22 protein-coding genes and 2 pseudogenes are annotated in these 25,486 nt (G+C 71.8%); 7 read left to right on the plus strand and 17 right to left on the minus strand.

Annotated elements, in window-relative coordinates; all coding sequences use genetic code 11:
• Positions 1-12: 12 nt before the first annotated feature.
• The gene (locus ACZ58V_RS08820) at positions 13-1,434 is read left to right on the plus strand and encodes a lipase maturation factor family protein (protein WP_471289102.1); all 1,422 of its coding nucleotides are present in this window, start codon (positions 13-15) and stop codon (positions 1,432-1,434) included.
• Here ACZ58V_RS08820 and ACZ58V_RS08825 read toward each other — a convergent pair.
• The 8 genes from ACZ58V_RS08825 to ACZ58V_RS08860 are packed head-to-tail and all read right to left on the minus strand — an operon-like array spanning position 1,422 to position 9,264.
• The gene (locus ACZ58V_RS08825) at positions 1,422-2,255 is read right to left on the minus strand and encodes an amidohydrolase family protein (protein WP_471289105.1); all 834 of its coding nucleotides are present in this window, start codon (positions 2,253-2,255) and stop codon (positions 1,422-1,424) included. The genes ACZ58V_RS08820 and ACZ58V_RS08825 overlap by 13 nt on opposite strands.
• Positions 2,252-2,569 (minus strand): L-rhamnose mutarotase, encoded by a 318-nt coding sequence (locus ACZ58V_RS08830; RefSeq protein WP_215117085.1) that lies wholly within the window; start codon positions 2,567-2,569, stop codon positions 2,252-2,254. The genes ACZ58V_RS08825 and ACZ58V_RS08830 overlap by 4 nt, the downstream gene beginning before the upstream one ends.
• Positions 2,566-3,552 carry an aldo/keto reductase gene (locus tag ACZ58V_RS08835; RefSeq protein WP_468184905.1) on the minus strand — a complete coding sequence of 329 codons (987 nt, stop codon included), beginning with the start codon at positions 3,550-3,552 and terminating at the stop codon, positions 2,566-2,568. The genes ACZ58V_RS08830 and ACZ58V_RS08835 overlap by 4 nt, the downstream gene beginning before the upstream one ends.
• Positions 3,549-4,304, minus strand: a complete 756-nt coding sequence (locus ACZ58V_RS08840) for an SDR family NAD(P)-dependent oxidoreductase (protein WP_184587743.1) — start codon at positions 4,302-4,304, stop codon at positions 3,549-3,551. Before ACZ58V_RS08840 ends, ACZ58V_RS08835 begins: the two co-directional genes overlap by 4 nt.
• Positions 4,301-5,644 carry an L-fuconate dehydratase gene (locus ACZ58V_RS08845; protein WP_468184901.1) on the minus strand — a complete coding sequence of 448 codons (1,344 nt, stop codon included), beginning with the start codon at positions 5,642-5,644 and terminating at the stop codon, positions 4,301-4,303. Before ACZ58V_RS08845 ends, ACZ58V_RS08840 begins: the two co-directional genes overlap by 4 nt.
• Before the next feature lie 32 nt (positions 5,645-5,676).
• On the minus strand, positions 5,677-6,705 hold the full coding sequence (locus ACZ58V_RS08850) for an ABC transporter permease (RefSeq protein ID WP_468184899.1): 1,029 nt from the start codon (positions 6,703-6,705) through the stop codon (positions 5,677-5,679).
• A complete protein-coding gene (locus ACZ58V_RS08855; RefSeq protein ID WP_468184896.1) occupies positions 6,698-8,188 on the minus strand; it encodes a sugar ABC transporter ATP-binding protein in 1,491 nt (496 codons plus the stop codon). Before ACZ58V_RS08855 ends, ACZ58V_RS08850 begins: the two co-directional genes overlap by 8 nt.
• Positions 8,185-9,264, minus strand: a complete 1,080-nt coding sequence (locus tag ACZ58V_RS08860; protein WP_471289111.1) for a sugar ABC transporter substrate-binding protein — start codon at positions 9,262-9,264, stop codon at positions 8,185-8,187. The genes ACZ58V_RS08855 and ACZ58V_RS08860 overlap by 4 nt, the downstream gene beginning before the upstream one ends.
• Positions 9,265-9,430: 166 nt before the next feature.
• On the opposite strand from ACZ58V_RS08860, the gene ACZ58V_RS08865 reads away from it, so the two are divergent.
• On the plus strand, positions 9,431-10,135 hold the full coding sequence (locus ACZ58V_RS08865; RefSeq protein ID WP_468184891.1) for a FadR/GntR family transcriptional regulator: 705 nt from the start codon (positions 9,431-9,433) through the stop codon (positions 10,133-10,135).
• A 28-nt stretch (positions 10,136-10,163) separates the two neighbouring features.
• Here the strand turns inward: ACZ58V_RS08865 and ACZ58V_RS08870 are convergent, their stop codons facing one another.
• Together ACZ58V_RS08870 and ACZ58V_RS08875 are read right to left on the minus strand one after the other, a co-directional pair.
• Positions 10,164-10,637, minus strand: coding sequence for a carboxymuconolactone decarboxylase family protein (locus ACZ58V_RS08870; protein WP_184587755.1), 474 nt, complete (start codon positions 10,635-10,637; stop codon positions 10,164-10,166).
• Between the two features lie 92 nt (positions 10,638-10,729).
• Positions 10,730-11,044: pseudogene (locus tag ACZ58V_RS08875) on the minus strand (glycosyl hydrolase-related protein); the annotation flags it as partial.
• Between the two features lie 19 nt (positions 11,045-11,063).
• Between ACZ58V_RS08875 and ACZ58V_RS08880 the strand changes: the two are divergent.
• A pseudogene (locus tag ACZ58V_RS08880) lies at positions 11,064-11,486 on the plus strand (alpha/beta hydrolase family protein); the annotation flags it as partial.
• A 119-nt stretch (positions 11,487-11,605) separates the two neighbouring features.
• Here ACZ58V_RS08880 and ACZ58V_RS08885 read toward each other — a convergent pair.
• Together ACZ58V_RS08885 and ACZ58V_RS08890 are read right to left on the minus strand one after the other, a co-directional pair.
• On the minus strand, positions 11,606-13,144 hold the full coding sequence (locus tag ACZ58V_RS08885) for an alpha-L-fucosidase (protein WP_471289115.1): 1,539 nt from the start codon (positions 13,142-13,144) through the stop codon (positions 11,606-11,608).
• Positions 13,145-13,156: 12 nt separating this feature from the next.
• Positions 13,157-15,010: a family 20 glycosylhydrolase gene (locus ACZ58V_RS08890; RefSeq protein WP_471289117.1), complete on the minus strand. Its 1,854-nt coding sequence runs from the start codon at positions 15,008-15,010 to the stop codon at positions 13,157-13,159.
• Between the two features lie 245 nt (positions 15,011-15,255).
• Between ACZ58V_RS08890 and ACZ58V_RS08895 the strand changes: the two genes are divergently transcribed.
• Together ACZ58V_RS08895 and ACZ58V_RS08900 are read left to right on the plus strand one after the other, a co-directional pair.
• Entirely contained in the window at positions 15,256-16,599 is a 1,344-nt protein-coding gene (locus tag ACZ58V_RS08895; RefSeq protein ID WP_468184882.1) for an amidase, read from the plus strand.
• Between the two features lie 205 nt (positions 16,600-16,804).
• Entirely contained in the window at positions 16,805-17,224 is a 420-nt protein-coding gene (locus ACZ58V_RS08900) for a VOC family protein (protein WP_468184879.1), read from the plus strand.
• Between the two features lie 36 nt (positions 17,225-17,260).
• On the opposite strand, the gene ACZ58V_RS08905 is transcribed toward ACZ58V_RS08900, so the two are convergent.
• Entirely contained in the window at positions 17,261-17,743 is a 483-nt protein-coding gene (locus ACZ58V_RS08905; protein WP_471289121.1) for a GNAT family N-acetyltransferase, read from the minus strand.
• A 57-nt stretch (positions 17,744-17,800) separates the two neighbouring features.
• A complete protein-coding gene (locus ACZ58V_RS08910) occupies positions 17,801-17,974 on the minus strand; it encodes a hypothetical protein (protein WP_167526749.1) in 174 nt (57 codons plus the stop codon).
• Between the two features lie 456 nt (positions 17,975-18,430).
• Here ACZ58V_RS08910 and ACZ58V_RS08915 point away from each other — a divergent pair, with 456 nt between their 5' ends.
• Together ACZ58V_RS08915 and ACZ58V_RS08920 are read left to right on the plus strand one after the other, a co-directional pair.
• Positions 18,431-18,880: a hypothetical protein gene (locus ACZ58V_RS08915; protein ID WP_468184873.1), complete on the plus strand. Its 450-nt coding sequence runs from the start codon at positions 18,431-18,433 to the stop codon at positions 18,878-18,880.
• Between the two features lie 28 nt (positions 18,881-18,908).
• Positions 18,909-19,685, plus strand: a complete 777-nt coding sequence (locus ACZ58V_RS08920) for an SDR family oxidoreductase (RefSeq protein WP_471289931.1) — start codon at positions 18,909-18,911, stop codon at positions 19,683-19,685.
• A 57-nt stretch (positions 19,686-19,742) separates the two neighbouring features.
• Here the strand turns inward: ACZ58V_RS08920 and ACZ58V_RS08925 are convergent, their stop codons facing one another.
• The 3 genes from ACZ58V_RS08925 to ACZ58V_RS08935 all read right to left on the minus strand — a co-directional run bounded on the left by ACZ58V_RS08925 (position 19,743) and on the right by ACZ58V_RS08935 (position 25,457).
• Complete coding sequence (locus tag ACZ58V_RS08925) at positions 19,743-21,245, minus strand: SDR family NAD(P)-dependent oxidoreductase (RefSeq protein ID WP_468184871.1); 1,503 nt, start codon at positions 21,243-21,245, stop codon at positions 19,743-19,745.
• A gap of 104 nt (positions 21,246-21,349) precedes the next feature.
• Positions 21,350-22,693 (minus strand): wax ester/triacylglycerol synthase family O-acyltransferase, encoded by a 1,344-nt coding sequence (locus tag ACZ58V_RS08930; protein WP_468184869.1) that lies wholly within the window; start codon positions 22,691-22,693, stop codon positions 21,350-21,352.
• A 145-nt stretch (positions 22,694-22,838) separates the two neighbouring features.
• The gene (locus ACZ58V_RS08935; RefSeq protein WP_471289124.1) at positions 22,839-25,457 is read right to left on the minus strand and encodes a PA14 domain-containing protein; all 2,619 of its coding nucleotides are present in this window, start codon (positions 25,455-25,457) and stop codon (positions 22,839-22,841) included.
• Positions 25,458-25,486 lie beyond the last annotated feature (29 nt).

Genomic DNA, 25,486 nt, shown 5'->3' on the forward strand with positions numbered 1-25,486 from the left:
GAGCGCACGGCCGTGGACTGGTTCACCGCATCCGACTACTGGCTGAGCCGGCTGGTCTTCCAGCGGGCGCTGGCCGCCGTGTATCTGGTCGCGTTCCTGACGGCCGCGCTCCAGTTCCGCGCGCTGATCGGGCGGCGCGGGATGCTGCCGGTGCCGGAGTTCGTCGAGCGGGTGCCGTTCAAGCGGGCGCCGAGCCTGTTCCATCTGCACTACTCGGACCGCTTCTTCGCGCTCTGCGCCTGGGCGGGCTGCGCGGTGTCGGCGGCGCTGCTGGCCGGGCTCGACTCGCTGCTGCCGCTGTGGGGCGGCATGCTGCTGTGGCTGGTGCCGTGGGTGCTGTATCTGTCGATCGTGAATGTCGGGCAGACCTGGTACTCGTTCGGCTGGGAGTCGCTGCTGCTGGAGGTCGGCTTCCTCGCCGTGTTCCTCGGCAACGACGAGGTGGCGCCGCCGGTCGTCGTGCTGTTCCTGCTGCGGTGGATCCTGTTCCGGGTGGAGTTCGGCGCGGGGCTCATCAAGATGCGCGGCGACGCGTGCTGGCGGAAGCTGACGTGCCTGGACCACCATCACGAGACCCAGCCGATGCCGGGCCCGCTGAGCTGGTTCTTCCACCATCTGCCCAAACCCCTGCACCGGGTAGAGGTGGCCGCGAACCATGTCACCCAACTCGTGGTGCCGTTCCTGCTGTTCACCCCGCATCCCATCGCGACGGCCGCCGCCGCGCTGATGATCGTCACCCAGCTGTGGCTGGTGCTGTCGGGCAACTTCTCCTGGCTGAACTGGATCACGATCGTGCTGGCCCTGTCGGCGGTACGGTTCCCGGCCGATCCGCCGGACGTGCCCGAGGCCCCGCTCTGGTACGTGGTCGTGGTGCTGGCGGTGGCCGCGCTGCTCGTGGGTCTCAGCTACCAGCCGGTCCGCAACATGATCTCCCGCCGCCAGGTGATGAACCGCTCCTTCGACCCGCTGCATCTGGTCAACACCTACGGGGCGTTCGGCAGTGTGAGCCGGGTCCGCTACGAGGTGGTGGTCGAGGGCACCGCGGACGAGGTGCCGCGCCCGGACTCGGACTGGCGGGAGTACGAGTTCAGGGGCAAGCCGGGCGATCCTCGGCGCTGGCCCCGGCAGTTCGCTCCGTACCATCTGCGACTGGACTGGATGATGTGGTTCGCGGCGCTCTCCCCCGCCTACGCCGGATCCTGGTTCGGCACGCTGGTGGAGCGGCTGCTGGAGAACGACCGGGCCACGCTGAAGCTGCTGCGCCGCTCGCCGTTCCCGCCGGACCAGCCCCCGCGGTACGTGCGCGCCCGCCTGTTCCGCTACCGCTACACGACCTGGCGCGAGCTGCGGGAGACGGGCGCGTGCTGGGAGCGGACGTACGTACGGGAGTACCTGCCGCCGACGCGGCTGGCGGAGGCGGCTCAGAGGTCGTAGACGCGGGTGGCGGTGGTCGCGAGGATCTGCTCGTGATCGTGCTCGGAGGTCAGGCGGCGCACGAGCTCGAGCGTGCCGCCGTACGAGGTGGCGAGCGTGCACACCGGCCAGTCCGAGCCGTACATCAGACGGTCCGGCCCGAAGGCCTCCAGGGCCACGTCGGCATACGGGCGCAGGTCCTCGACGGTCCAGGAGGCGAGGTCGGCCTCGGTGACCAGGCCGGACAGCTTGGCGACCGTGTGGGGCAGGGCGGCGAGGGCGCGCAGGCCGGATGCCCAGGGTTCGAGGTCGCCGGAGGCGATGGGCGGTTTGCCCAGGTGGTCGAGGACGAAGGTGAGCCCGGGCAGGTCCGCGGCGGCCCGCGCGCAGGCCGGGAGCTGGTGGGGCAGGACCACGAGGTCGTAGACCAGCCCGGCGTCGGCGACTGCGGCCAGTCCCCGGCGTACGTCCGGGCGCAGCAGCCATTCCGGGTCGGGTTCGCCCTGGACCTGGTGGCGGATGCCCTTGAGGTGGCTGCCGCCGGGGAGTTCCCTCAGCCGGGCGAGTTCGTCGGCGACGTCGGGACGGGTGAGGTCGGTCCAGCCGACGACGCCCGCGATCAGGTCGTGCTCCTCGGCCAGGGCCAGGAACTCCGGGGTCTCCTCGGGCACGGTGATCGTCTGGACGAGGACCGTGCGCTCCACTCCGGTCGCTCTCGCCTCGGGTTCGAGGTCCTTCATGGTGAAGTCGCGGCGCAGGGGCGCGAGTTCGGGGCCGGTGATCCAGTCCTGGTCCCGTACGGACAGGTCCCACACATGGTGGTGGGCGTCTACGGCGGTCATGACGGCAGCTCCCAGACGACCGGCAGGCCGGCGTCGGCGCCCTCGCCGGAGTAGTCGTGCACGACGTCCAGCAGCTCGGCCATGCGGGCCTGCCAGGCGACGTTGACCGGGAGCTTCTCCAGTTCGGCGAGGAGCCGGGCGTAGTCCTCGCACTCCAGGACGTGGAACAGGTCGGTGCCGCTGCGCCAGATGGTCCAGGAGGTGGCGCCGGCGGCGCGGATGGCGTCGGTGAGTTCCTCCGGGACCTCGCGGTGGGCGGCCTCGTACGCGGCGACGCGGTCGGCGCGGACCTTGGTGTGCAGGGCGACTCTCATGACGGCTCCTCGGCGGGGACGGGGGCGTCGGCGGGCAGCAGACCCCCCGCGCGCAGGTCCTGCCAGAACGCGGCGGGCACACGCGCGGCGAACTGGTGGGCGCAGTCGCGGACCTCGTGCGCCGAGCGGGCCCCGACGAGGACGCTGGCGACGGCCGGATGGGCGGCGCAGAAGGCCAGGGCGGCGGCGCGCAGCGTGGTGCCGTGGCGGTCGGCGACGGACTTCAGCCGCAGGGCACGTTCGACCAGCTCGGAGGGGGCGACGGTGTAGTTGTACGTCGCGCCGGGCCGCGGGTTCGCCAGCAGGCCGGAGTTGAAGGCGCCGCCGACGACGACGGACGTGCCGCGTTCCCGGGCCGCGGGCAGCAGGTCGGTGAGGGCGCTCTGGTCGAGCAGGGTGTAGCGGCCGGCGCACAGCACCACGTCCACGTCGGTGTCGCGGACGAAGCGGGTGAGCATCTCCGCCTGGTTCATACCGGCGCCGATCGCGCCGACCACGCCCTCGCCGCGGAGCTTCTCCAGGGCCGGATAGCCCTCCCGGAAGGCCTCTTCGGCGTGCTCGTCGGGGTCGTGGAGGTAGACGACGTCGACGCGGTCGAGGCCGAGCCGTTCCAGGCTGGCCTCCAGGGTGCGTCGTACGCCGTCGGCGCTGAAGTCCCACACGCGGCGGTGGGTGGCGGGCACGGCGAACCCGTTTGCCAGGTCGTCGCCGGTGCCGTCCGAGGGCTCCAGGCGGCGGCCCACCTTGGTGGAGATCGTGTACTGGCCTCGGGGGCGGTCGCGCAGGGCGGCGCCGAGGCGGCGTTCGGAGAGGCCGAGGCCGTAGTGCGGGGCGGTGTCGAAGTAGCGGATGCCCCGCTGCCAGGCGGCCTCCACGGCGTCGTGCGCCTGTGCCTCGCCGACTTCGGAGTACAGGTTGGCGATCGCGGCGGCGCCGAAGGACAGGGCGCTGACCTCGACGCGGCTGCCGCCGAGCCGGTTCACCGGGCCACCGGGCGCAGCCGCAGGCCCTGCATGCCGCCGTCGACGGCGAGGGCGGTGCCCGTGGTGGCGCCGGAGAGGGGGCCGGCGAGGTAGGCGATGGCGCCCGCGACCTCGGCCGCGGAGACCAGGCGGCCGGTGGGCTGGCGGGCCTCCAGGGCGGCGCGTTCGGCGGCCGGTTCGGGCGCTGCGTCGAGGAGGCGGCCGACCCAGGGCGTGTCGACCGTGCCCGGGTTGACGCAGTTGACGCGGATGCCCTCGCGGACGTGGTCGGCGGCCATGGCGAGGGTGAGGGAGTACACGGCGCCCTTGGTGGCGCTGTACAGGGCGCGCTGCGGCAGGCCCGCGGTGGCGGCGATGGAGCAGGTGTTGACGATCGCGGCGTGCGCGGAGGCGCGCAGGTGGGGCAGGCAGGCGCGGGCGGTGCGGACCATGCCGACGACGTTGACGTCCAGGACGCGGTGCCACTCGTCGTCGGGGTTGTCCTCGACGGTGCCCTGGGCGCCGATGCCCGCGTTGTTGACCAGGACGTCCAGCCCGCCGAGGTCGGCGACCGCCGCCGAAACGGCCTGGCGCACGGACGCGTCGTCGGTGACGTCCGCGCGGTAGGCGAGCAGCGGCTTGTCGACCGGCGACGGGTCCAGGTCGAGGACGGCGACCTGGGCGCCGCGCTCGGCCAGGAGGTCGGCGGTGGCCCGGCCGATGCCGGAGGCGCCGCCCGTCACCAGGGCTTTGATGCCCTCGAAGTCGCTCATACGGCCTGACCCTTCTTCCGCTCGTCGAGGTCGGCGGCCCAGAACTCGCCGCCCGGGTAGGTGAATCGCGCCAGTGACTCGGGCCGCATGGCGGCCGAGAAGCCCGGCGCTGTGGGTGCCGTGTAGTGAGCCTGGCGGATCACCACCGGGTCGAGGAAGTGGTCGTGCAGATGGTCGACGTATTCGATGACGCGGTCCTCGGTGGTGCCGGACAGGGCCACGTAGTCGAACATCGACAGGTGCTGGACGAGTTCGCACAGGCCGACGCCGCCCGCGTGCGGGCAGACCGGCACGCCGAACTTGGCCGCGAGCAGCAGGATCGCGAGGTTCTCGGGGACGCCGCCGACGCGGGCCGCGTCGATCTGGACGACGTCGAGCGCGCCGGCCTGGAGAAGCTGCTTGAAGACGATCCGGTTGTGCACGTGCTCGCCGGTGGCGACCTTCACGGGGGCGACGGCCCTGCGGACCGCCGCGTGGCCGAGGATGTCGTCGGGGCTGGTGGGCTCCTCGATCCAGTACGGGTCGAACTCGGCGAGGGCCTTGGTCCAGCGGATCGCCTCGTCGACGTCCCAGCGCTGGTTGGCGTCGACGGCCATGCGGATGTCCGGGCCGATGACGGAACGGGCGACGCGGCAGCGGCGGATGTCGTCCTCGAGGTCGGCGCCGACCTTCAGCTTGATCTGCCGGAAGCCGTCGGCGACGGCCCGGGCCGCGAGCCGGGTGAGCTTCTCGTCGTCGTAGCCGAGCCAGCCCGGTGAGGTGGTGTAGGCGGGGTAGCCGCGCTCCAGCAGCCGGGCCGTGCGCTCCTCGGCGCCCTCCCGGCCCCGGCGCAGCAGGGTCAGGGCCTCCTCGGGGGTGAGGGCGTCGGTGAGGTAGCGGAAGTCGATCTGGCGCACCAGCCAGGCGGGCTCGGCCTCGGCGAGCAGCCGCCACAGCGGCAGGCCGGCGCGCTTGGCGGCCAGGTCCCACACGGCGTTGACGACCGCGCCGATCGCCATGTGCATCACGCCCTTCTCGGGCCCGAGCCAGCGCAGCTGGCTGTCGCCGATCAGGTCGCGGTTCAGGGTGGAGGGGTCGGCGCACAGGTCGTCGGCCGAGCGGCCGATCAGGTGTCCGCGCAGCGCGTCGATCGCGGCGACCTGCACCTCGTTGCCCCGCCCGATGGTGAAGGCGAATCCGTGCCCCTCGTGGCCGTCGGCCGCGTCCGTGCGCAGGACGACGTAGGCCGCCGAGTAGTCGGGGTCCGGGTTCATCGCGTCGGAGCCGTCGAGCTCGCGCGAGGTGGGGAAGCGGATGTCGTGGGTGTCGACCGCGATGATGCGGGCGGGCGTCGGGGACACGGAGGGCCTTTCGGTTGCAGGGGGCGGGGGCGTCAGTCCTGGGCCCGGCCGGTGGTGACCCGGGCGATCATGAGGGCGACCAGGATGATCCCGCCGTAGATGGCCTGGATCCAGAACGACGGCACCTGCGCGAGGGTGAGCAGGTTCTGTACGACCCCCAGAAGGAGTACGCCGGTCAGGGCGCCGAACATGGTGCCCTTGCCGCCGTCGAGGGCGATGCCGCCGATCACCGCGGCCGCGAACACCGTGAAGATCATGTTCTGGCCCTGGTTGGCGCTGATCGCGCCGACGTATCCGGTCTGCATGATGCCGCCGACCGCGGCGAGGACACCCGCGACGACGAACACGCCGAGCATGACGCGCTCCACCCGGATGCCCGCCGCCCGGGCCGCGTCCGCGTTGCCGCCGATGGCGTACAGGGCGCGCCCGACCCGGTGGTACTTCAGGATCAGCCCGGCGACCGCGAAGGCGATCGCGGCGAGCCACACCGACAGCGGGGCGGAGAGGAAGGTGGTGGTCGCCAGCGAGTAGAAGCTGTCGGGCATCCCGAACAGCGTCTTGCCCTTGGTCGCGCCGACCAGCAGGCCGCGCAGCACGATCAGCATCGCCAGCGTCACGATGAACGCGTTGAGCTTGAACTTCACGACCAGGACGCCGTTGAAGGCGCCGACGGCCGCGCCCGCGACGAGGATCGCCAACAGAGCCAGGGCGGCGGGGAGTTCGGTCCCCCAGCCGGACTGGGCCGCGGGCAGGACGAGCAGCGCGCCCACGGCGGGCGCGATACCGACGACCGATTCCAGGGACAGGTCGAACTTGCCGGTGATCAGCACGAGCGACTCGGCGAGCACGACCATCGCGAGGGCGGCGGAGGCGCCGAGGATGGAGACGATGTTGCGCTCGGTGAGGAACGAGTCGTTGACGACGGCGCCGAGCACCAGGAGCAGCAACAGGGCGGGGACGAGGGCGAGTTCGCGGGCCCGGCGGAGGAGGACGGCCTTGGCTGCGCGCGGGTCGGTGGCTCGCGCGGGCGCGAGCGGCGGGGCCGCCTTGGTGTCAGCCATGGTCCACTCCTTCGATGGAGGCGATGAGCTCGTGGTCGCGCCAGCCCGCCGGGTGCTCGGCGACGACACGGCCGTGGAAGAGGACGAGGACCCGGTCGCAGCGCCTGAGGTCGTCGAGTTCGTCGGAGACGACGAGTACGGCGGTGCCGTCCTCGCGGGCGGTGTCGACACGGGCGAGCAGGGACTCCTTGGACTTCACGTCGACACCCGCGGTCGGGTTGACCAGGACCAGGAGCCGCGGGTCTGAGGCGAGGGCCCGGGCCATGACGACCTTCTGCGCGTTGCCGCCGGACAGGTCGGAGACGGGCTGCTCGGGGCCGGCCGCGTGGATGTCGAGCCGTTCGATCAGCGCGGTGGCGACACCGCGTCTGCGGTCGGTGCCGACGAAGCCGTAGCGGCCGAGCCGGTCCAGGACGCTGAGGGTGGCGTTGTCGCCGATGGACATGCCGAAGACCAGGCCCTGTTCGTGCCGGTCCCGGGGCACGAAGCCGACGCCGGCCTCCAGAGCCTTGCGGACGTCGCCGAACGGCAGCGGCCGCCCGTCCAGCCGGGCCGTCCCGTTCACGGGGGTGTGCAGTCCCGTGAACGACTCGGCGAGCTCTATCTTGCCGCTGGCGCTCGATCCGGCGAGTCCGACGACCTCGCCGCGCCGGACGGTGAGGTCGACGTTCTCGTACGCGGCCGAGGTGAGCCCGCGGACGTCGAGCAGGACGGGGCCCGATGCTCCCTGGGCCCTTTGCCGCTCGGCCTGTTCGGCGATCGTCTCCCCCGCCATGGCCTCCACCAGGGCCTGGCGGGGAAGGTCGGCGACCGGTGCCGTGGTGATCCAGCGGGCGTCGCGCAGGACCGTGACGGTCTGGCAGACCTCGTACACCTCCTGGAGGTGGTGCGAGATGAACAGGAAGGTGACGCCCGAGTCCTGCAGGGCCCGCATGCGTGTGAACAGCCGCTCGATCTCCCGGTTGTCGAGCTGCGCGGTGGGTTCGTCGAGGATGATGAAGCGGGCGCCGAAGCTCAGCGCCCGGGCGATCTCCACCATCTGCCGGTCCTCGACCTTGAGATCGGCCGTGCGCGCCTCCGGGTCGACGCGCACGTCCCAGGTGTCGAGGAGCCGGGCCGCCTCGGACTTCAGGCGGCGCCAGCTGATGAACCCGCGCCGGAGCGGCTGACGGTTGATGAACAGGTTCTCGGCGACGGTCAGTTCGGGGACGACCGTCGGGTGCTGGTAGACGCAGGCGACCTTGCGGCGCCAGGCGTCCCGGTCCGTGAGCGGGGGCGCGGGGTCGCCGTCGAAGCGGACGGTGCCCTCGTCGGGGGCTTCCAGGCCGGTGAGGATCCTGACCAGGGTCGACTTGCCGGCGCCGTTGCGTCCGACGAGGGCGTGGGACTCACCCGGCAGGACGGAGAGCTTGCCGTCGGCGAGGGCGGTGGTCGGGCCGTACCGCTTGACGATGCCCCGCGCTTGAACGAGTGACGTCGTCATTTGACCGTGTTGCCCCAGAGCTTGGGGTCGTCGACGTTGTCCTTCGTGACCAGCGGCGCGGGCAGCTGGTCCTCCAGGATGCCGCTGGGCAGCTTGACGATGGTCGAGTCGTGGTCGGTCGGGCCGGGCTTGAACGTCTTCCCCTGCATCGCCGCCTTGATGTAGTACATGCCGTACTTGGCGTAGGCGTCGGCGGGCTGGGAGACGGTCGCGTCGATCTGGCCCTTGCGGATCGCGTCGAACTCCTGCGGGATGCCGTCGTTCGAGACGATGGCGATGTGGCCCGGCTGCCCGGCCTTCTTCAGCATTCCCTTGGACTTGAGGGTCTGGAGGGTGGGCGCGAGGTAGACGCCGCCCGCCTGCATGTAGATGCCCTTGATGTCGGGGTTGGCGTTGAGGAGGGTGTCGAGCTTCGAGGCCGCCGCGTCGGACTCCCACTTGGCGGGGATCTCCAGGACCTTGAGCTTCGGGAAGTTCTTCTTCACGCAGGCGCGGAACGCCTCGGAGCGGTCGCGGCCGTTGACCGAGGCGAGGTCGCCCATGATCTGCACGACCTTGCCGGAGGTGATGTGCTCGCCGAGGTACTGGCAGGCCTTCTCGCCGTACGCCACGTTGTTCGCGCGGACCACCATCGCGACCTTGCCCTTGTCGGGCGCCACGTCCACGGCGACGACCGGCACGCCCTTGCGCTCGGCCTGGTCGAGGCCCGCCTCGATGGCGGCGCTGTCCAGCGGGGCGACGACCAGGCCCTCGACGCCCTGGTTGAGCTGGTTGTTGATGTCGGTGATCTGCTGCGAGGGGTCGCTGTTGGAGTTGACGGTCTTCATCGCGTCCACGCCCTCGGACTTCGCCATCCTGGGCACGTAGTCGTTGTACGACTGCCAGAACGGCGAGGTCAGCAGGGGCAGGACGACCCCGACCTTGCCGCTGCCGTCGCCGCCACCGGCACCGGCACCGGAGGCGCCGGTGTCCTTGGTGCTGCCGCACGCGGCGAGCACCAGGGAGGCGCCGGCGGCCAGCGCCACCGCGCCGACGATCCGGGACCTGTTCCGCTTCCGCACTGTGCTTCCGGGCATCTCAGGGGGCTCCCATCGACCGGGGTTCGAGCAGATGCCCGCATACTTATCAGACCACTCCCCCGCCGGAACACCCTGCGACGGCACATTTTCCCGCTCCGGGCTCATAGTGGTCCGACCACCTCGCTGGTTAGACTGCGCCGGAGCCTGTGATCGGAGGAACGGCGTGGACGACGAGACCGCCCCGCAGAAGGGCACCGTGACGCAGCGCGCCATCGAGCGGATCAAGGCGATGATCGGCGAGGGCCGGCTGGAGCCGGGCCAGCGGCTGCCGACCGAGCGTGACCTGGCCGCCCAGCTCGGCATCTCCCGCAGCTCGATGCGGGAGGCGATCCGCGCGCTCACGGTGCTGGGCGTCCTGGAGGCCCGGCACGGGTCGGGCATCTACGTCACCCAGCTGGAGGCCGGGGACCTGCTGGAGACGTTCGGTGTCGTGGCGGACCTGTCGCGCGGCCCGCGTCTGGTGGAGCTGCTGGAGATCCGGCGGATCCTGGAGTCGACGGCGACCGCACTGGCCGCCGCCCGGATCACCGGCGACCAGCTGGCCGAGGTCGAGAAGCACCTGGCGGCGATGAACGCCACGGACGATCCGGAGGAGATCCTCGCCCACGACCTGGCCTTCCACCGGGAGATCGCGGCGGCAGCGGGCAACGAGACCATGGCCGCGATCCTGGAGGGCCTGTCCTCACGGACGTTCCGCGCCCGTGTCTGGCGCGGCTACCAGGAGGAGGGCGCCTTCGAACGCACCCGCCGCGAACACGCCGCGATCCACCGCGCCCTGGCCGCCCACGACCCGGAGGCGGCCCGCGCGGCGGCGGCCGCGCACGTGGGCGAGGTGGAGGAGTGGCTGCGAGCGCAGCTCGGGCCCTAGGACGGTCCCAGGGCCCGGTGCTCCGCCGCTACTTGAACTGGCCGGCCTGATAGCCGCCCGCCGGCTGCTCGAGCATGACGTTCAGCCGGTTCGCGGTGTTCATGAAGCCGATCAGGGTCACGAGGGCGGCGAGCTGCTCCTCGTCATAGTGCTTGGCGGCCCGCTCCCAGACCTCGTCCGGGACACCGCCGGCCCCGTCCGCGATACGGGTCCCCTGCTCCGCCAGTTCCAGCGCGGCCCGCTCGGCCTCGGTGAACACCGTGGCCTCCCGCCAGGCAGCGACCAGATGGAGCCGTACGGAGCTCTCGCCCGCGGCGGTCGCCTCCTTGGTGTGCATGTCGATGCAGACCGCGCACCCGTTGATCTGGCTCACGCGGAGCGAGACCAGTTCCCGGGTGGCGGCCGGCAGCGGTGATTCCACGACCAGCCGCCCCAGGGCGGTGAACTGCTTGATGACCTTGCCGGCGCCGGGGAGGGCGAAGACGTCCAGACGCGCGCTCATGGTGAGCTCCTCTGTCGTTGTCGTTGCGTACACCCCTATGAGTCAGCGGCTCACCACGATGTGACATCGACAGTTGTGACCCGCGTCACCAGCTATCCGCGCCGCAGCCGCAGCGTCACCAGCTCGAACGGGCGCAGCCGCACCGCGATCCGCCCGTCCCGGACCTCCGGTGCCGTCGCGCCGGCCAGCGGTCGTTCCAGCAGGTCCGTGACCGAGACGCCCGCGACCTCGAACCCGGCCGTGAGCGTGGCGCGCGTCCGGCCGCCGAAGGCCTCGTGGAACCGGACGACGACGTCCCCGCTGCCGTCGTCGGCGAGCTTCACCGCCGTGACGACCACCGCGTCCCGGTCGGCCGTCACCAGCGGCGCCACCTCTTCGGCACCGGTGAGCCGCCGCTCCGGCACATTGAAGGACCCCGACAACGACGTGAACCTGCGCCTCGGCTACACCGAGGACGTCATCGGCGCCGCCCTGGCCCTGCGGAGTTCGGGACGCCCGGAGATCGACGGCGACCGCCTCGGCCTTTTCGGCCGGTCGATCGGCGGCGGGGTCGTGTACAACACGCTGGTCGTGGCGCCCGGTCTGTTCGACGCGGCCGTGGCGTACGCGCCGGTGAGCGCCCGCCCGCAGGAGAACATCGACCACTTCCAGCGGCCCGACGGCGACCCGCTCGTGGCCGCGATCGAGGAGAAGCACGGCACCCCCGAGGAGAACCCGGACTTCTGGCGCGGCGTCTCGCCCCTCACCTACGCCGACCGCGTGACCGAACCCCTGCTGATCCAGCACGGCACCGCGGACGACACCTGCCCCCTCGCCTGGTCACGGGAGGCCTCCGCCACGTTCGAGGAGGCCGGCAAGGACGTCGAGCTCCGCACCGTAGCCGACGAGGGGCACACGTTCGGGCACCGGTGGGCAGCCGAGACGGACGTCACCGAGGCCCTCTTCCAACGCCAATTGCGCTGCCCCCGTCACACCCGGGACCGGTACAGCCCGAACTCCGCGATCCGTACGGTCCCTCGCGCCCCGGTCACCCGCACCCGCCACCGCCGAGCCCGCACGGCGCCGGGCAGCAGCAGGATCCGGCTCGCTCCGACGACCCCCGCCCGGGCCACCTCCCTCCAGCCGCCGTCGCGGTACGCCTCCACCACGAAACTCTCCACCTGCTGGCCGTACCGGATGTCCTCCGCCAGCCGGACCCGGTCCACCTCCCGCTCCCGGCCGAGGTCGACGCTGACCCGGCCCGGCGCGGTGCTGGCCCGGGCACCGCGCGCCAGGTCCTCCGGCAGTTCGCGGTCGACCCGCTCGCGGAACTCCCGCAGACGCGTGACATCGGCGGCGGGCAGCAACCCGTCGGTGTCCGGCGGGATGTTGAGGAGCAGTACGGAGTTCCGGCCGACGGAGCGGAAGTAGATGTCCGTCAACTGCTCGACACTCTTGGGCCGCTGGTCTGCGTGGTAGAACCAGCCGTCCCGGATCGACACGTCGCACTCGGCGGGCCACCACTGGAGGTGGTCGGCGACCGGCCGGGCCGCGACCAGCGCGTCCCGGCTGCCCATGTCGGGGGCGTCGTAGGCGAGGGCGTAGTCGGTCCGCCCGTAGTCCTTCTCCTGTACGGGGACGACGCTCCACTCGTCCTCCCGGGCCAGCCCGCCCTCGTTGCCGACCCAGCGGACGTCCGGCCCGGTCACGGCGACGACGGCGTCCGGGGCGAGGGTCCGTACGAGGGTGTACCAGCTGTCCCAGTCGTACTTCTCGACCTTGTCCGGCGGGATGTGCCCCTGGGCCCCGTCGAACCACACCTCGTCGACCGGGCCGTACTCGGTGAGCACCTCGTAGAGCTGGTTGAGCATATGGGCGCCGTAGTCGGTGGCGGGGAGCGTGTACGAGCGGGGCGGGGTGCGGTCGTCGCCGTCGACGAGGGTGGGGACGGTGCGGTCGGCGCGGGCGCTGCCGTTGGCGTACACGCCGTGCAGGTACTGGTTCTCGTCGGCGGGCGAGATGTAGACGCCGACCTTGAGGCCGTGCCGCCGCATCGAGTCGGCGAAGTCGCGCAGGACGTCGCCCCGGCCGTCGCGCCAAGTACTCGACGCCACCGTGTGGCCGGTGTAGCGGGAGGGGTAGAGGACGAAGCCGTCGTGGTGCTTGACGGTGAGGATGGCCAGCTTGAAGCCGCCGTCGCGCAGGGCGCGGGCCCACTGGTCGGTGTCGAGGCCGACCGGCTGGAAGACGTCGGGGTCCTCGTCGCCGGTGCCCCATTCCAGGCCGGTGAAGGTGTTCACGCCGAAGTGCAGGAAGGCGGTGCGCTCCAGGCGCTGCCAGGCGATCTGCCCTGCGGTGGGGCGTACTTGGGAGGCCTTGCGGACCAGGTCCTCCGGGCTGTCGTCGGGGCCGACGGGGATGCGGCTGCGACGAGGGTCCGGCGGAGCCGCCAGTGCGGGTGCCGTCATACCGGCGGTCGCGGCGAGGACGGCGGCTGATGCGACGAACACGCGTCGGGACACGGCCATGGCGACGACTCCTCAGGTCAGATGCCAGACGGCGGGGGTGCGCTGATCGGGCGGGTACTGCGCGAGCCGGCCGTCGCCCGTCACGCTCACCGTCATCCGGGTGATGGCGTTGACGAGCCGGTAGCCACCTCCGCCGGCCGGCTCCAGCGCCCAGCGCTGGAGGGTGGCGGCGGGATCGCAGGCCTGCGGCGTCACCTCGGCGCCCGGCTGGAGGGGCACGTTGAGCGTGAGCTTCCCGCCCCGCACCTCCAGACAGCCGTCCTGGGTCCGCAGGGTGACGTAGCCGTCGGCCGTGCGCCGGACGGCGGCGGTGAACGACCGGCCGGACGTCCGGACGGTGTACGTCCCGTCCGGGACCGGCACCCGGGTCAGGTCCCGGAAGCCGGGCGCGTGGCCAACTGCCGTACCGCGCGCGGTGAACCCGTCGTACGTGGCGTCGGGATGCGGGTCGCCCCAGGTGGCCTGCGCGATGTGCCGCAGCGCGGGCCACAGGGCGACGGCCACCTCGTTCTCGGTCTCCCCACGGCCGTTGTCGGGCCAGAGGCTGATCTTCGCGCCGGTGATGCCTTCGCGGGACGCGAGCTTCTCGCCCTCGAAGCCGCGCGGGTCCCAGCTCTGGTCGTACAGCGCCTCGGTGTCGGTGTGGAAGCCGCCGCGGACGAGGTAGAGCGCGTAGGCCGCGTTCATCAACGGATAGCCCTCGGCGATGAGTTCGCTCGGCTTGACCGCGACGTTCAGCCAGTGCTCGACCGTCGTCCCGGCCGTGACCGGCACGGTGTTGGCGCCGGTGAGCCCGTCGTTCCAGATGCGCAGCCGCTTGCCCTGGGAGGCCGCGTAGGCGTGGACGCGGTTGACGAAGTCGACGAACGCGTCCTGGGGTGTGGCGTTCGGGCCGTATCTCTCCCGCGCGTACTTGAGGACCTGCGGGTACTTGGCGAAGTCGGATCCGAGCATGTACTCGTCGGCGCCCATGTGCCAGTCCCGCCCGGGGAAGACCTCGGCGTACTCGTCCATCAGGCTGGTGTAGTAGGCGAAGGCCTCGGGCCGGGTGATGTCCAGCCGGGACGGCTGCTTGGTGCCGTCCGTGTCGGTGAGCTGGAGGTCGGGGCGGTTCTCTGTCCACGGGTCCATATGACCCGGGGAGTTGATCTCGGGAACGATCTCGACGTGGTACTTCTCGCCGAGCGCGACCAGCCGGCGGATCTCGTCCTTGGTGTAGTAGCCCCAGGTGTTGGCCTCGGGGTGGGCGTCGCTCTTCACCTTCAGTTCGAGGAGCAGCTGGTTGAGCTTGTGGTACGCCATCTCGCGCACCAGGTTCTCCAGCCAGGGCAGCGAGACATGGACGTAGCAGGCGCAGACGCCGACGCCCCGTTCCTTGTAGCGCGGCACGTCGACGGTGCGCCCGGCGGGGACCCTGTCGCCCTGGGCCAGGAGCTGGAGGAGGGTCCGGGTGCCGTAGAAGGCGCCGGTCTCGGTCGCGCCGGTCACCGACAGCCGTCGGCCCGCGTGGAGTTCGTAGCCCTCCGGGCCGAGCGAGGATCTGCCGGGCCGGATGTCGATAACGATGTCACCGGCGCGGGCTCCGCCCCCTACGACGGGGACCGTGCCGTGGCCGGCCGCCCGGAGGTCGGCGGCGAGGGTGCCGGCGACCCGGCGCTCGGCTCCGGTGCCGGCGACCAGGCGCGCGCCCCGGCCGTAGGCGTAACTGCCGGGTTCCGGGGACCAGTCGGTGAGTGCGGGCACGGTGACCGGTGTCCGCGGCTCCTCGCGCGCGACCGCGGGGGTCGCCGGTGCCGCCGTGACGAGCAGCGCAAGCGCCGCCAGGACTCCGGGCCACCACTGTCGCCGTCTTCTGCGCTCCGTCATACGGCTCCCCATTCATCGGACGTCTGATCATTGAGCTGGCGCCGACGGCTGTCAATGGGGCGTGCAGACGTGAAAGTTGAGCCATTGATCGGATGTCCGGGGGCGCATGGGGCGTACCAAGGGGCGTTATTGGGCCGGTGACCTCGACGTGCGCCCCCTACCGGTGCACAGTTCTCCCTACGTACTCGCCAGTAAGCCCGTTCGTCTCCCCTCCGATCCCCTCCGATCCCCTCCGAGGAGTCTTCGTGACCAGTTGGGCCGGCCGCACCGCCGCCGAGATATCCGCCGCCGTCCGCGAGAAGCGGGTCACCCCTCGCGAGGTGGTCGCCGAGCACCTCGACCGGATCGAGCGGTTCGACGGCCGTGTCGGGGCGTTCCGCACGGTGCGTGCCGAGGCGGCCCTGGCCGAGGCCGACGATGTCGCCGCGCGCGGCGACTTCGCCGGTCTGCCCCTGGCCGGCGTGCCGGTGGCCGTCAAGGACAACCTCACGGTGCGCGGCGAGTCCCGGCGCGTCGGCTCGGCCGCCACCCCCGACACCCCCGCGGCCGAGGACCATGTGACGGTGGCCCGGCTGAGGGCGGCGGGCGCGGTGGTGGTGGGGCTGACGAACGTCCCCGAACTGTGCGTCTTCGGCACCACGGACGGCGTGCTGGGCACCTCCCGCAACCCCTGGGACCCGACGCGCTCGGCGGGCGGTTCGTCGGGCGGCAGCGCCGCCGCGGTCGCCGCCGGGATGGTGCCGATCGCCCTCGGCAACGACGGTATGGGCTCGCTGCGCATACCGGCCGCCAACTGCGGCCTCGTCACCATCAAGCCGGGACACGGAGTGGTCCCGGCGGGCGACGGGGACAGCGACTGGTTCGGCCTGTCGGAGAACGGACCCCTCGCCACGACCGTCGAGGACGCCCGTCTGATGCTCTCGGTCCTCGCCGACACCGGGCCCGAGCCGAGGTCCGAGCCGAGCGCCCTCCGGGTCGCCGTGTCGCTGCGCAGCCCCCTGGCCGGGGTGACGATCAGCCGGCCGTACACGACGGCTGCCCGGAAGGCGGCCGAGGTGCTGATGAAGGCGGGCCATCAGGTCCGGCGCGCCGACCCGCCCTATCCGATGTCACTCGCCGTGACCTCGCTGGTCCACTGGACGGCGGGCACGGCGGCGAACGCCGAGCACCTCGACCGGAGTCTGCTCACACGCCGCACCCGGGTCCACGCCGCCCTCGGCCGATCCTTTGTGGGCACGGCACACTCCGGGGCGAGCCGGGAACAACTGCGCCGGCGGCTGGAGCCCTTCTTCGCCGAGTACGACGTGCTGCTCACCCCCGCACTCGCCCGCCGCTCCCCGAAGGCCGCGCCCTGGCACGAGCGGGGCTGGCTGCGCAATGTGCTGGCGAACACGAACTACTCGCCGCTGACGCCCGCGTGGAACCTGACCGGCTGGCCCGCCCTGTCCGTCCCCTGCGGAACCCTCCCCTCCGGTGCCCCCTGCGCCGTGCAGCTGGTGGGACGCCCCGGCACGGAATCCCGACTCCTCGCCCTGGCCGAGCAGTTGGAGGAGCGAATCCCGTGGCGGCGTACGGCGCCGGTGAACTAAAGTCGGCCGGGTGACTGCCGGGTCGGCCGTAGGCCATGCACGAGTGAGGCGCCCGGCCTCGACGTGAGCACGGCGGGGGTGACCCCGCCCGGGCCCGTCCGAGAGCCGGAGAGAGCACGAGCCCCGCCTCTCGTCTCCGTTTCCCCGTCCCCCGCGCCGCTGAGCGCTTCACCACGGATCCCGAAACCCGGAGACGAACCCACTCATGTCCCACGCACAGCACACGCCCGACCTGCCGACCACCGTCGCCCACCTCAATCACACCGTCGTGTTCGCCTCGCGACGCCAGCTGTCGGCGGACTTCCTGGCGGCCGTCCTGGGCCTGGAGGTCGGTGCGCCCTTCGGGCCGTTCCTGCCGGTCGACCTGGGCAACGGCGTGACCCTCGACTACTACGAGAAGCGCGACGAGCCGATCCAGTCCCAGCACTACGCGTTCCTCGTGCCCGAGGAGCGGTTCGACGCCATGATCGGCCGCCTGGAGGCGCTCGGGGTCACCTACTACGCCGACCCCGGCCACACCGAACCCGGCCGCGTCAACGACCTCTTCGGCGGACGCGGCGCCTACTTCGCCGACCCGGACGGCCACAACATGGAGATCATGACCCGGCCGTACGTCCGTCCCTGACGGCCGCCCTGGGGTGCCGATGCCCTCGGCGTATGGCTAGAGCGCGCGGTACATGATGTGCAGCCCCACCCGGCCGTCCCGGGGATGGTCGAACGCCTCCGGCACCGTGCCGAGGATCGTGAAGCCGAGGGAGGTCCACAACTTCACCGCCGGGTTGGTCTCGACGACGGCGTTGAACACCATGCCCCGGTAACCGGCGGCCCTGGCTTCGGTCAGGAGGTGTTCGGCGAGGGCACGGCCGTAGCCACGGCCGCCCTGGCCGGGGTCGACCATGAAGCCGGCGTTGGCGATACGGGCGGCGGGGCCACCGTAGTTGGGGGTGAGATAGGCGGAGGCGACGACACTGCCGCGGTCGTCCTCGACGACATAGACGCGTTTCGCCGGATTCATCCACAGGACCCGGGCCTCCTCCTCGGAGGTACCCGGGTCCCATGCGTAGGTCTCGCCCGCGGCGACGATGTGGCGCCAGAACGGCCAGATGCCTGGCCAGTCGTCAGCCGTTGCTTCCCTGATCAGCATGGGCGTGAGTCTGGCACGCCCATGCGCTCGGCGAACGTGGAGGGGGTGCGCCCTTGGTCAGTCGACGCTGGGCAGGATGTGGGGCTCCGCGAGGTCGTCCTCGTAGCCCGCGAGGCGGATCGGGGCCGACCGGGCCCACACGTCAAGGCTGCCGAGCTCGTCGGCCCGCCGGCCGGCGCGCTCGCCGCGTTCCTTGGGGCGCTGATCTCGATTCGTCTTCTCCGGTGTCACCGCGCACTCCTTATGTGTCGGTCACCCTCGGGACGCACGCGCCGGACCTGCTGCGCCTGACGCCCGTATGGGTCTCATGTCAAAAGCAGTTCGGACGCGGTGGCGCCGGTCGACTCACGGGAGAGCAGGCGGTGGTGAACCGGCGTGTCCCATGACGGACCGTGGGTGTGGGTAGGACCCCGTACTGCTGTCCGTCCGGACCAGATTAACCAAATGAGCGGGCCCCCGCTCGATGGGGCTGAAAACGACCGGTAACAATCGCGCGTCATCTGGTGTTCAACTCGGGTTTAGACGCCGATTTGTTCACTTACAGGCGATTCGAGTACCACCCGAACGGCGTACAAGGGCGTAGACGCTTTCGACGCGGTTGCGCAGTTCAAGTGACGTTGGCTGAGTCGAAAGCTCGCCATGATCTGCTGCCGCACGGCAACGGCTGACTCGCAGGAGGACTGACGCATGGAGCTGCGCAGCGTCGAGGAGCTGATGGATCTGCTGTACACCTGCCGGGGCACCAGGGACGCCCCGGACCACGACCGCCCGCCGGTCGACCTCCACGACCACGCGCTGCGGACCGCCGCGCTGCTGCGCCGCGGCCGCCCGGCCGACAAGGAGCTGCAAGTGGCGGGTCTGGTGCAGCCCGTCGGCGGGCTGTTGTGGCCCGGCGATCCGGCCGCGCGCGCCGACCACGCGGCCCACGCGGTGCGCGCCCTGCTCGGCGAGCGGGTCTCCCGGCTCGTACGCCGGTGCCCCCGCCGGGACGCCGTCGCCGACGACGACCTCCTCACCCTGCGCCAGGCGGCCGAGGAGGGCCGCACGGCCGGGTTCGACGCCGGGGTCCTGGAGGACTGGCGCACGGTGCTGGAGCTCCTGGCGGCGCGCAACTCCCGCCTCGGGGCTGTCGACTGACGGTGCGTCATGAGACCGTACGCCGATGGTGTCGTCGTCGTACGGGCTGAGGGGCAGAGCCGCCGTGATCACGGGGGCGACGCGCGGGATCGGGCTGGCCGTCGCCCGGCACCTGGTGAACGCCGGGGCGCTGGTGTGCGTGACCGCGCGGGAGGCCGACGAGGTACGGCGCACCGCCGAGGAACTGGGCGGCATCGGACTCGCGGGCAGTGTCGCCGACCCCGGCCATCCCCGGCGCCTGACCGAGCTGGCCCTGCGCGAGTTCGGCCGCCTCGACATCCTGGTCAACAACGCGGCGACCAATCAGCCGTACGGGCCGCTCATGGACGTCGCCCCGGAATCCTGGAGCGAGGCCTTCGCCGTCAACGTCGAGGCACCGCTGCGGCTCGTCCAGTGCGCGTGGCGGGCGTGGATGTCGGAACACGGCGGCACGGTGGTCAACGTGTGCACGGAGGGCGCCGGACACGTCGGCCCGAACGTGGGCGCGTACGGCACGAGCAAGGCGGCATTGCTGCATCTGACCCAGCAGCTGGCAGGTGAGCTGGGGCCCCGGGTACGGGTGAACTCCGTCTCCCCCGGCCTGGTTCGCACCGAGATGGCCCGGTTCGTCTGGGAACCGGGCGAGCGTGAGGTGGCGGCCGGGCTCCCACTGGGGCGGATCGGGGAGCCGGAGGACGTCGCCCGGGCGGTGGCGTGGCTGGCGTCGGACGCGGCGGAGTGGGTGACCGGGGCGGACCTGGTGGTGGACGGCGGCACCCGGGCAAGGGCAGCACACGTCCTACCTCAGGGGCGCGGGGCTGTATGAATGTGCGGCTCCGCCGCGTGGGCGCGACCAGCCCCGCTCAACCCGCGGCCAAAGGCCCTACCACTTCCCCGGCGCGTAGTCCTTCAGAAAGACCCCGTACAGATCCTCCCCCGCCTCGCCCCGCACGATCGGGTCATACACACGCGCCGCTCCGTCGACCAGATCCAGCGGCGCGTGGAACCCTGCCTCCGCGAGCCGCAGCTTGTCGTAGTGGGGCCGCTCGTCCGTGATCCACCCCGTGTCGACCGAGGTCATCAGAATCCCGTCGGCCTGGAACATCTCCTGCGCACTGGTCCGCGTCACCATGTTCATCGCGGCCTTGGCGGCGTTCGTGTTCGGGTGCCCCGCCCCCTTGTAGCCGCGGCCGAAGACCCCCTCCATCGCCGAGACGTTCACGACGTACGCCCGCCCGCTCGCCGCCTTCTTCGCGGCCTCGGCCATCGCGGGACGCAAGGCGCTGATCAGGATGAACGGCGACGTGTAGTTGCAGAGCTGGGTCTCCAGCAGCTCCACCGGGGAGATCTGGTCGATCGTCTGCACCCAGGTGTTGGAGTCGACGACGTCGGGGACCAGACCGCCCGCGTCGATCGCGGTGCCGTCGAGGTGCCGCTCGACGCTGGCGTTGCCCGCGACCAGGGCGAGGTCGGCGACCTTCTGCGCGTCGAGGCCGCTGATACCGAGCGGCAGCGCGGCGAGGCCGTCGACCGCGCCGGAGTTGAAGGCTCCGATGACGTGGTGGGCGGGCAGTTCTCCGGCGGGCAGCGGGGCGCTCTCGCCGTCGACCAGGGCGGCGTAGGCGGAGGGCAGTCGGCGCACGGTCTGCGTCGCGTTGTTGACGAGGATGTCGAGGGGGCCGGCGTCGGTGACCTGGTCGGCGAGGGCCACGGCCTGCGCCGGGTCGCGCAGATCGATGCCGACGACCTCCAGGCGGTGCATCCAGTCCGCGGAGTCGTCCATCGCCTTGAAGCGGCGGATGGCGTCCTTCGGGAAGCGCGTGGTGATCGTGGTGTGCGCGCCGTCGCGCAGCAGCCGGAGCGCGATGTACATGCCGATCTTGGCGCGGCCGCCAGTAAGCAGGGCGCGCTTGCCGGTGAGGTCGGCGCGGACGTCGCGCTTCTCGCGGTTCACGCGGGCGCAGTCGGGACAGAGCTGGTGGTAGAAGTAGTCGACTTCCACGTACCGGGCCTTGCAGGTGTAGCAGGAGCGCGGGCGCTGGAGTATCCCCGCGATCCTGCCCTCCTCGGTGTTCGAGGAGGGCAGCAGACCCTCGGTCTCGTCGTCGATGCGCTGGGCGGAGCCGGTCGCCGTGGCCTCCGTGACCGCCTTGTCGTGGGCGGTCTTGGCGGCCCGGCGCTCCTGGCGGCGACGCTGCTTGACCGTGCGGTAGACGCCCGCGGTGGCCCGGCGCACGGCGACGGCGTCCGGGTGGTCGACCTCCAGCTTGTCGAGTTCCTCGAGCACGCTGAGGCAGACGGCCAGCCGCTCCGGGTCGATGCCGGGTCCGTACGAGAGCCCGCTCGCCTCGTCCATGGCCTGCGGGCCGTCCTCTGTCACCGTCATCGCCGCTGTCGTTCCCTGCTCTGCCGTCGCGGCGCGCCGGTCGCGCCCGCATTCGAAGGGCGAATTTTACGGAGCGCCGGGCCGGACCGCCAAACTCGCGCCTCTCAGGACTCGCAGGCCGTGATCAGCGTCCGCACCTCCTCGGCGATGGCGACCGCGAACAGGTCGAGGTCGGGGACGGCCTCGGCGTCGGCGACGAGCCCGTAGTGGACGCTGCCCCGGTACGTCGAGACCGCCACCGCCAGGGAGTGGCCGGGGGGCAGCGGGGCGAAGGGGAACACGGCGGTGAGCGGGTGGCCGCCGAGTTTCAGGCCGAGGCTGGGCAGGGGCACGCTGGTCACCAGGATGTCGAACCAGAGCCGTGCCGCCTGGCCGACCAGCGGGCCGCCGAGCCGGTGGGCGAGGGCGGGGACGTGGTCGGCGAGCAGGGCGACGGCGCCCGCCCCCCGGTTGGGGCCGGCGTCCTTGTTGCGGTCCATGGCCGTACGGACCGAGGCGAGGCGTGCCAGCGGGTCCGGGTCGTCCACCGGAAGCCGTATCAAGTAGCCGGAGAGCCGGTTGCCCTGGGGGTAGGCGGTGCGCGGGCGGCGCTTGGAGACAGGGATCAGGGCACGGGGCGCCACGCCCTCGCTGCCGTCGCCGCGCTCGTCGAGCCAGCGGCGCAGGGCGCCCGCGACGACGGCGATCAGTACGTCGTTGACGGTGCCGCCGACGGTCTTGCGGACGCGGTGCACGTCATCGAGGTCGAGCACCACTCCGGCGGTGCGACGGGTGCCGCTCGGCTCGCAGGTGAGCGCGGGGGTGGAGCGCACATCGAGGGAGGAGCGGGCGACGGAGGCGCCGATGTCCAGGGCCCGGGACACGTCGGACAGGGCGCCGCGCACCAGCCCCGGCAGGTCGCGCACGTCCGGCAGCAGAGGGCGCGGGGGCGCGGCGGGGCGGGGCCGGGGCGCCGGCATGTCCATCGGGTCCATGAGGCCCGCGGCGAGGGTGAGTGCCCGGAGCCCGTCGGCCAGGGCGTGGTGGAACTTGAACAGCACGGCGAAGGAGTCCCCGTCCTCGCCGGGCAGCACATGGGCCTCCCAGGGCGGCCGGCCGCGCTCCAGCGGACGCCCCATGAGCCGGCCCGCCGTCGCGTGGAAGTCGGCGGTCGGGGCGTGCAGCCGGACATGGTGCTGGGAGTCGAAGTCCGGGTCCGCTTCCCGGGCCGCGCCGCCGAAGGCGTGCGGCCGACGCAGGGCCGAGGGCAGCGGCTGCCACACGTCGCGGATGCGCATGCGCAGTCCGGGGACGTCGGCGGCGCGGGCCGCGAGCAGGTCCGCCGCGTGGGCGCCCGCGGCCGGCGAGTGGGCAGGGAAGATCCCGAGCGCCCCGAGGTGCATCGGGTGCTCGGCGGACTCGAGGTTCCAGAACGCCAGGTCGAGAGGAGCGAGCAGGTCAGCAGTCAAGGGCTTGCCTCGCGTCGACGACGGGTGGGTCAGCAGTCAACCGCCCCCAGCCGATTACGGTCAAGTACGATCAGGCTACGTACAGTTAACAGCAGATTAAGTCCCGCCCCAGAGAAGAGGGGCGGGACTTATGGTGCATCTGCCGTCAGTTCAGCACAGGTCGCGGCGCCGGGCACCCGGTGGGAGTCACCCGGGAGGCGTCACGGATCAACGCCTCGTGCGCCGCCTTGAGCCGGGCCGTGTCCGGTTTCAGGACGGCCCGGTCGTAGGTGAGGAAGCCGTTCAGCTCACCCTCGACGTCCGCGATCTGGGTGTACACGGCACCGTTGCTGCCCCGGCAGACCAGCGCCCGGACCTCGTCGAGCTTGGTCAGGTAGTCCTCGGTGTAGGTGGCCGGGTCGACGTCGACGTACGACTGCTGCACCGACCAGGCATGGCCGGGTACCGCCAGTCCGAGGCCGCCGTACTCGCCGCTGACCAGGGCACGCTCGCCGTCCGGGCGCGGTGGCAGCGCCGGGCTGGGGTAGCCGTGCTCGTCCATGAGGTCGCCGGTGGCGCCGTCGGCGCCGAGGTTCAGCCCGGACTGGCCGTTGACCAGCCGGGTGGGATCCCAGGCCCTGGCCTGCTCGGCGACCCGGCCCACGTCGTACTGGCCCCAGCCCTCGTTGAAGGTCACCCACATGACGACCGACGGGCTGCTGATGTGCTCGTCGATCATCTCCTTCATCTCGCGCTCGTACCGCGCGCGGGAGGACCCGCTCGGGTCCACCCCGGCCGTCATCGCGGGCATGTCCTGCCACACCAGCAGCCCGAGCCGGTCGGCCCAGTAGAACCAGCGGTCCGGCTCGACCTTGATGTGCTTGCGGACGGAGTTGAAGCCGAGCCGCTTGTGCGCCTTCAGGTCGTAGGCCAGGGCCTCGTCGGTGGGCGCGGTGTGCAGGCCGTCGGGCCAGAAGCCCTGGTCGAGGGTGGCCATCATGAAGACCGGCTCGCCGTTGAGGACCGTGCGCGGGACGCCGTTCACCTTCTCGACGGCGATGGAGCGCATCCCGAAGTAGCTGCCGACCCGGTCGGCGCCGACCTTCACCTTGAGCTTGTAGAGGAAGGGGTCGTCAGGGGACCACAGGTGCGGGTCGCGCAGGGTCAGGGTCAGCGGGCTGCCGGTGCGGCCGCTCGCCGTGGCGACCTCGCGCTTCCCGTCGTACGCCGTCGCGCTGATCGGTACGCCGTCCCGGACGCCCCGGGCCTGAACGGTCAGCTTCTCGCCGGCCACGTCCGGGGTGAGCTTGAGGGAGTCCGCGTGGTCGGGCGCCACCGGCTCCATCCAGACCGTCTGCCAGATGCCGGAGGAGGGGGTGTACCAGATGCCGCTGGGGTCCAGGCGCTGCTTGCCGAGCGGCGGGTTCTCGCCGGATGCCGCGTCGGTGGGGTCGTAGACGCCGACGATCAGTTCCTGGGTGCGGCCGGGCTTCAGCGCGTCGGTGATGTCGGCGGTGAACTTGTCGTAGCCCCCTTCGTGCTCGGCCACCTTCTTGCCGTTGACGTACACCTCCGAGCGCCAGTCGACGCCGCCGAAGTTGAGCTTGAGCCGCTTGCCCGAGCCGATGTCCCAGTCGCGCGGGACCGTGAAGGTGCGGCGGTACCACATGCGGTCCTCGTGCCGTTCGATGCCGGAGAGCCGGGACTCCACCGGGTACGGGACGAGGATGCGCTCCTTCAGGTTCTTGCCGACGGGCGGCTGCTCGCCGGGCTCGGCGGCGGCGAACTGCCAGCGGCCGTTGAGGCCCTGCCAGGCGTCCCGGGTCAGCTGCGGGCGCGGGTACTCGGGGTGGGCGTTGCCGGGCCCGACCTCGTCGGCCCAGCGGGTGCTGAGCTGGTGCGTCGAGCGGTTGGGGCCGCTGCTCCAGAACTCCTTGACAACGTTGCCGTCGATGCCGGAGAGACCGCCCTGACCGTCGTAGCGGACGTCGGCGGTGCCGCGGGCCGTGCCCGTCTTGTTGCCGACGACCGGCTCGTCGAGGGCGACCAGGAGGGAGGTGGGGTCGGACGGGTCCGGTCGCGCCGCGCCCAGGGGCCACTCGGCGCCGCCGATCACCGCCTTGAGGTGGCCGGTGAAGCCCGCCGGGGGTGCGGCCAGGGGCTGCGCGAAGTCCAGCTTGAGCGTGCGGCCGGTGGCCTGGACCGTGGTCGCGAGGGCTCCGTCGTAGTCGAAGCCGTCGGGGAGGCGGAACGCCGACTGCGGGACGGGCTCCTTGCCGGCGCCGGGCGGGGTCCAGCGGAGGTGGAGGTTGGAGCCGCCGTAGTGCTCGAAGTACTCGACCTTGATGTCGTAGGCCTTGCCCGCGGTCAGGTCGACGGGCCGGCCGGTCTGTTCGCGGTCCCAGTCGTCCACCCAGTGGTCGATGACCGGCTTCCCGTCGATCCAGAGGCGGAAGCCGTTGTCGCCGATGACCGAGAACGTGTGGGGGCCGGTCTTCTCCGGGACGATCTTTCCGGTCCAGCGGACGCTGACGTCGTCCGACCGGCCGGTGGTGAAGTTCAGGCGCGGCTCCAGGTTGTCGAAGTCGAGGTCCTGGTCGAAGGTCGTCGCCTTGAGGGTGTGGAAGTCGAAGGCGCCGGGGGCGGAGTGCGTGTAGTACTCGCCCTTGAGGCCGTGGATCTCGGCGGGGTCGTCCGCCAGGGCGGGGGCCGCGGTCAGGCCGGTGAGGGCGAGGAACGCGGCGAGCAGTAACGCGAGCCGGTTTCTGAGGGGTCCGGTACGCACGGAACCTCCGTTTACAACGATGTCATGTG

The sequence above is a fragment of the Streptomyces sp. NPDC040589 genome (genome assembly GCF_055594445.1).

What these genes read in the sequence shown, in the direction of transcription:
- ACZ58V_RS08915 (WP_468184873.1), top strand. Translation starts at nt 18,431, where the DNA reads ATGGAGCTGCGCAGCGTCGAGGAGCTGATGGATCTGCTGTACACCTGC.
- ACZ58V_RS08890 (WP_471289117.1), bottom strand. Translation starts at nt 15,010, where the DNA reads ATGACGGAGCGCAGAAGACGGCGACAGTGGTGGCCCGGAGTCCTGGCG.
- ACZ58V_RS08830 (WP_215117085.1), bottom strand. Translation starts at nt 2,569, where the DNA reads ATGAGAGTCGCCCTGCACACCAAGGTCCGCGCCGACCGCGTCGCCGCG.
- ACZ58V_RS08850 (WP_468184899.1), bottom strand. Translation starts at nt 6,705, where the DNA reads ATGGCTGACACCAAGGCGGCCCCGCCGCTCGCGCCCGCGCGAGCCACC.
- ACZ58V_RS08860 (WP_471289111.1), bottom strand. Translation starts at nt 9,264, where the DNA reads ATGCCCGGAAGCACAGTGCGGAAGCGGAACAGGTCCCGGATCGTCGGC.
- ACZ58V_RS08855 (WP_468184896.1), bottom strand. Translation starts at nt 8,188, where the DNA reads ATGACGACGTCACTCGTTCAAGCGCGGGGCATCGTCAAGCGGTACGGC.
- ACZ58V_RS08885 (WP_471289115.1), bottom strand. Translation starts at nt 13,144, where the DNA reads ATGGCCGTGTCCCGACGCGTGTTCGTCGCATCAGCCGCCGTCCTCGCC.
- ACZ58V_RS08870 (WP_184587755.1), bottom strand. Translation starts at nt 10,637, where the DNA reads ATGAGCGCGCGTCTGGACGTCTTCGCCCTCCCCGGCGCCGGCAAGGTC.
- ACZ58V_RS08840 (WP_184587743.1), bottom strand. Translation starts at nt 4,304, where the DNA reads ATGAGCGACTTCGAGGGCATCAAAGCCCTGGTGACGGGCGGCGCCTCC.
- ACZ58V_RS08905 (WP_471289121.1), bottom strand. Translation starts at nt 17,743, where the DNA reads ATGCTGATCAGGGAAGCAACGGCTGACGACTGGCCAGGCATCTGGCCG.
- ACZ58V_RS08925 (WP_468184871.1), bottom strand. Translation starts at nt 21,245, where the DNA reads ATGACGGTGACAGAGGACGGCCCGCAGGCCATGGACGAGGCGAGCGGG.
- ACZ58V_RS08825 (WP_471289105.1), bottom strand. Translation starts at nt 2,255, where the DNA reads ATGACCGCCGTAGACGCCCACCACCATGTGTGGGACCTGTCCGTACGG.
- ACZ58V_RS08900 (WP_468184879.1), top strand. Translation starts at nt 16,805, where the DNA reads ATGTCCCACGCACAGCACACGCCCGACCTGCCGACCACCGTCGCCCAC.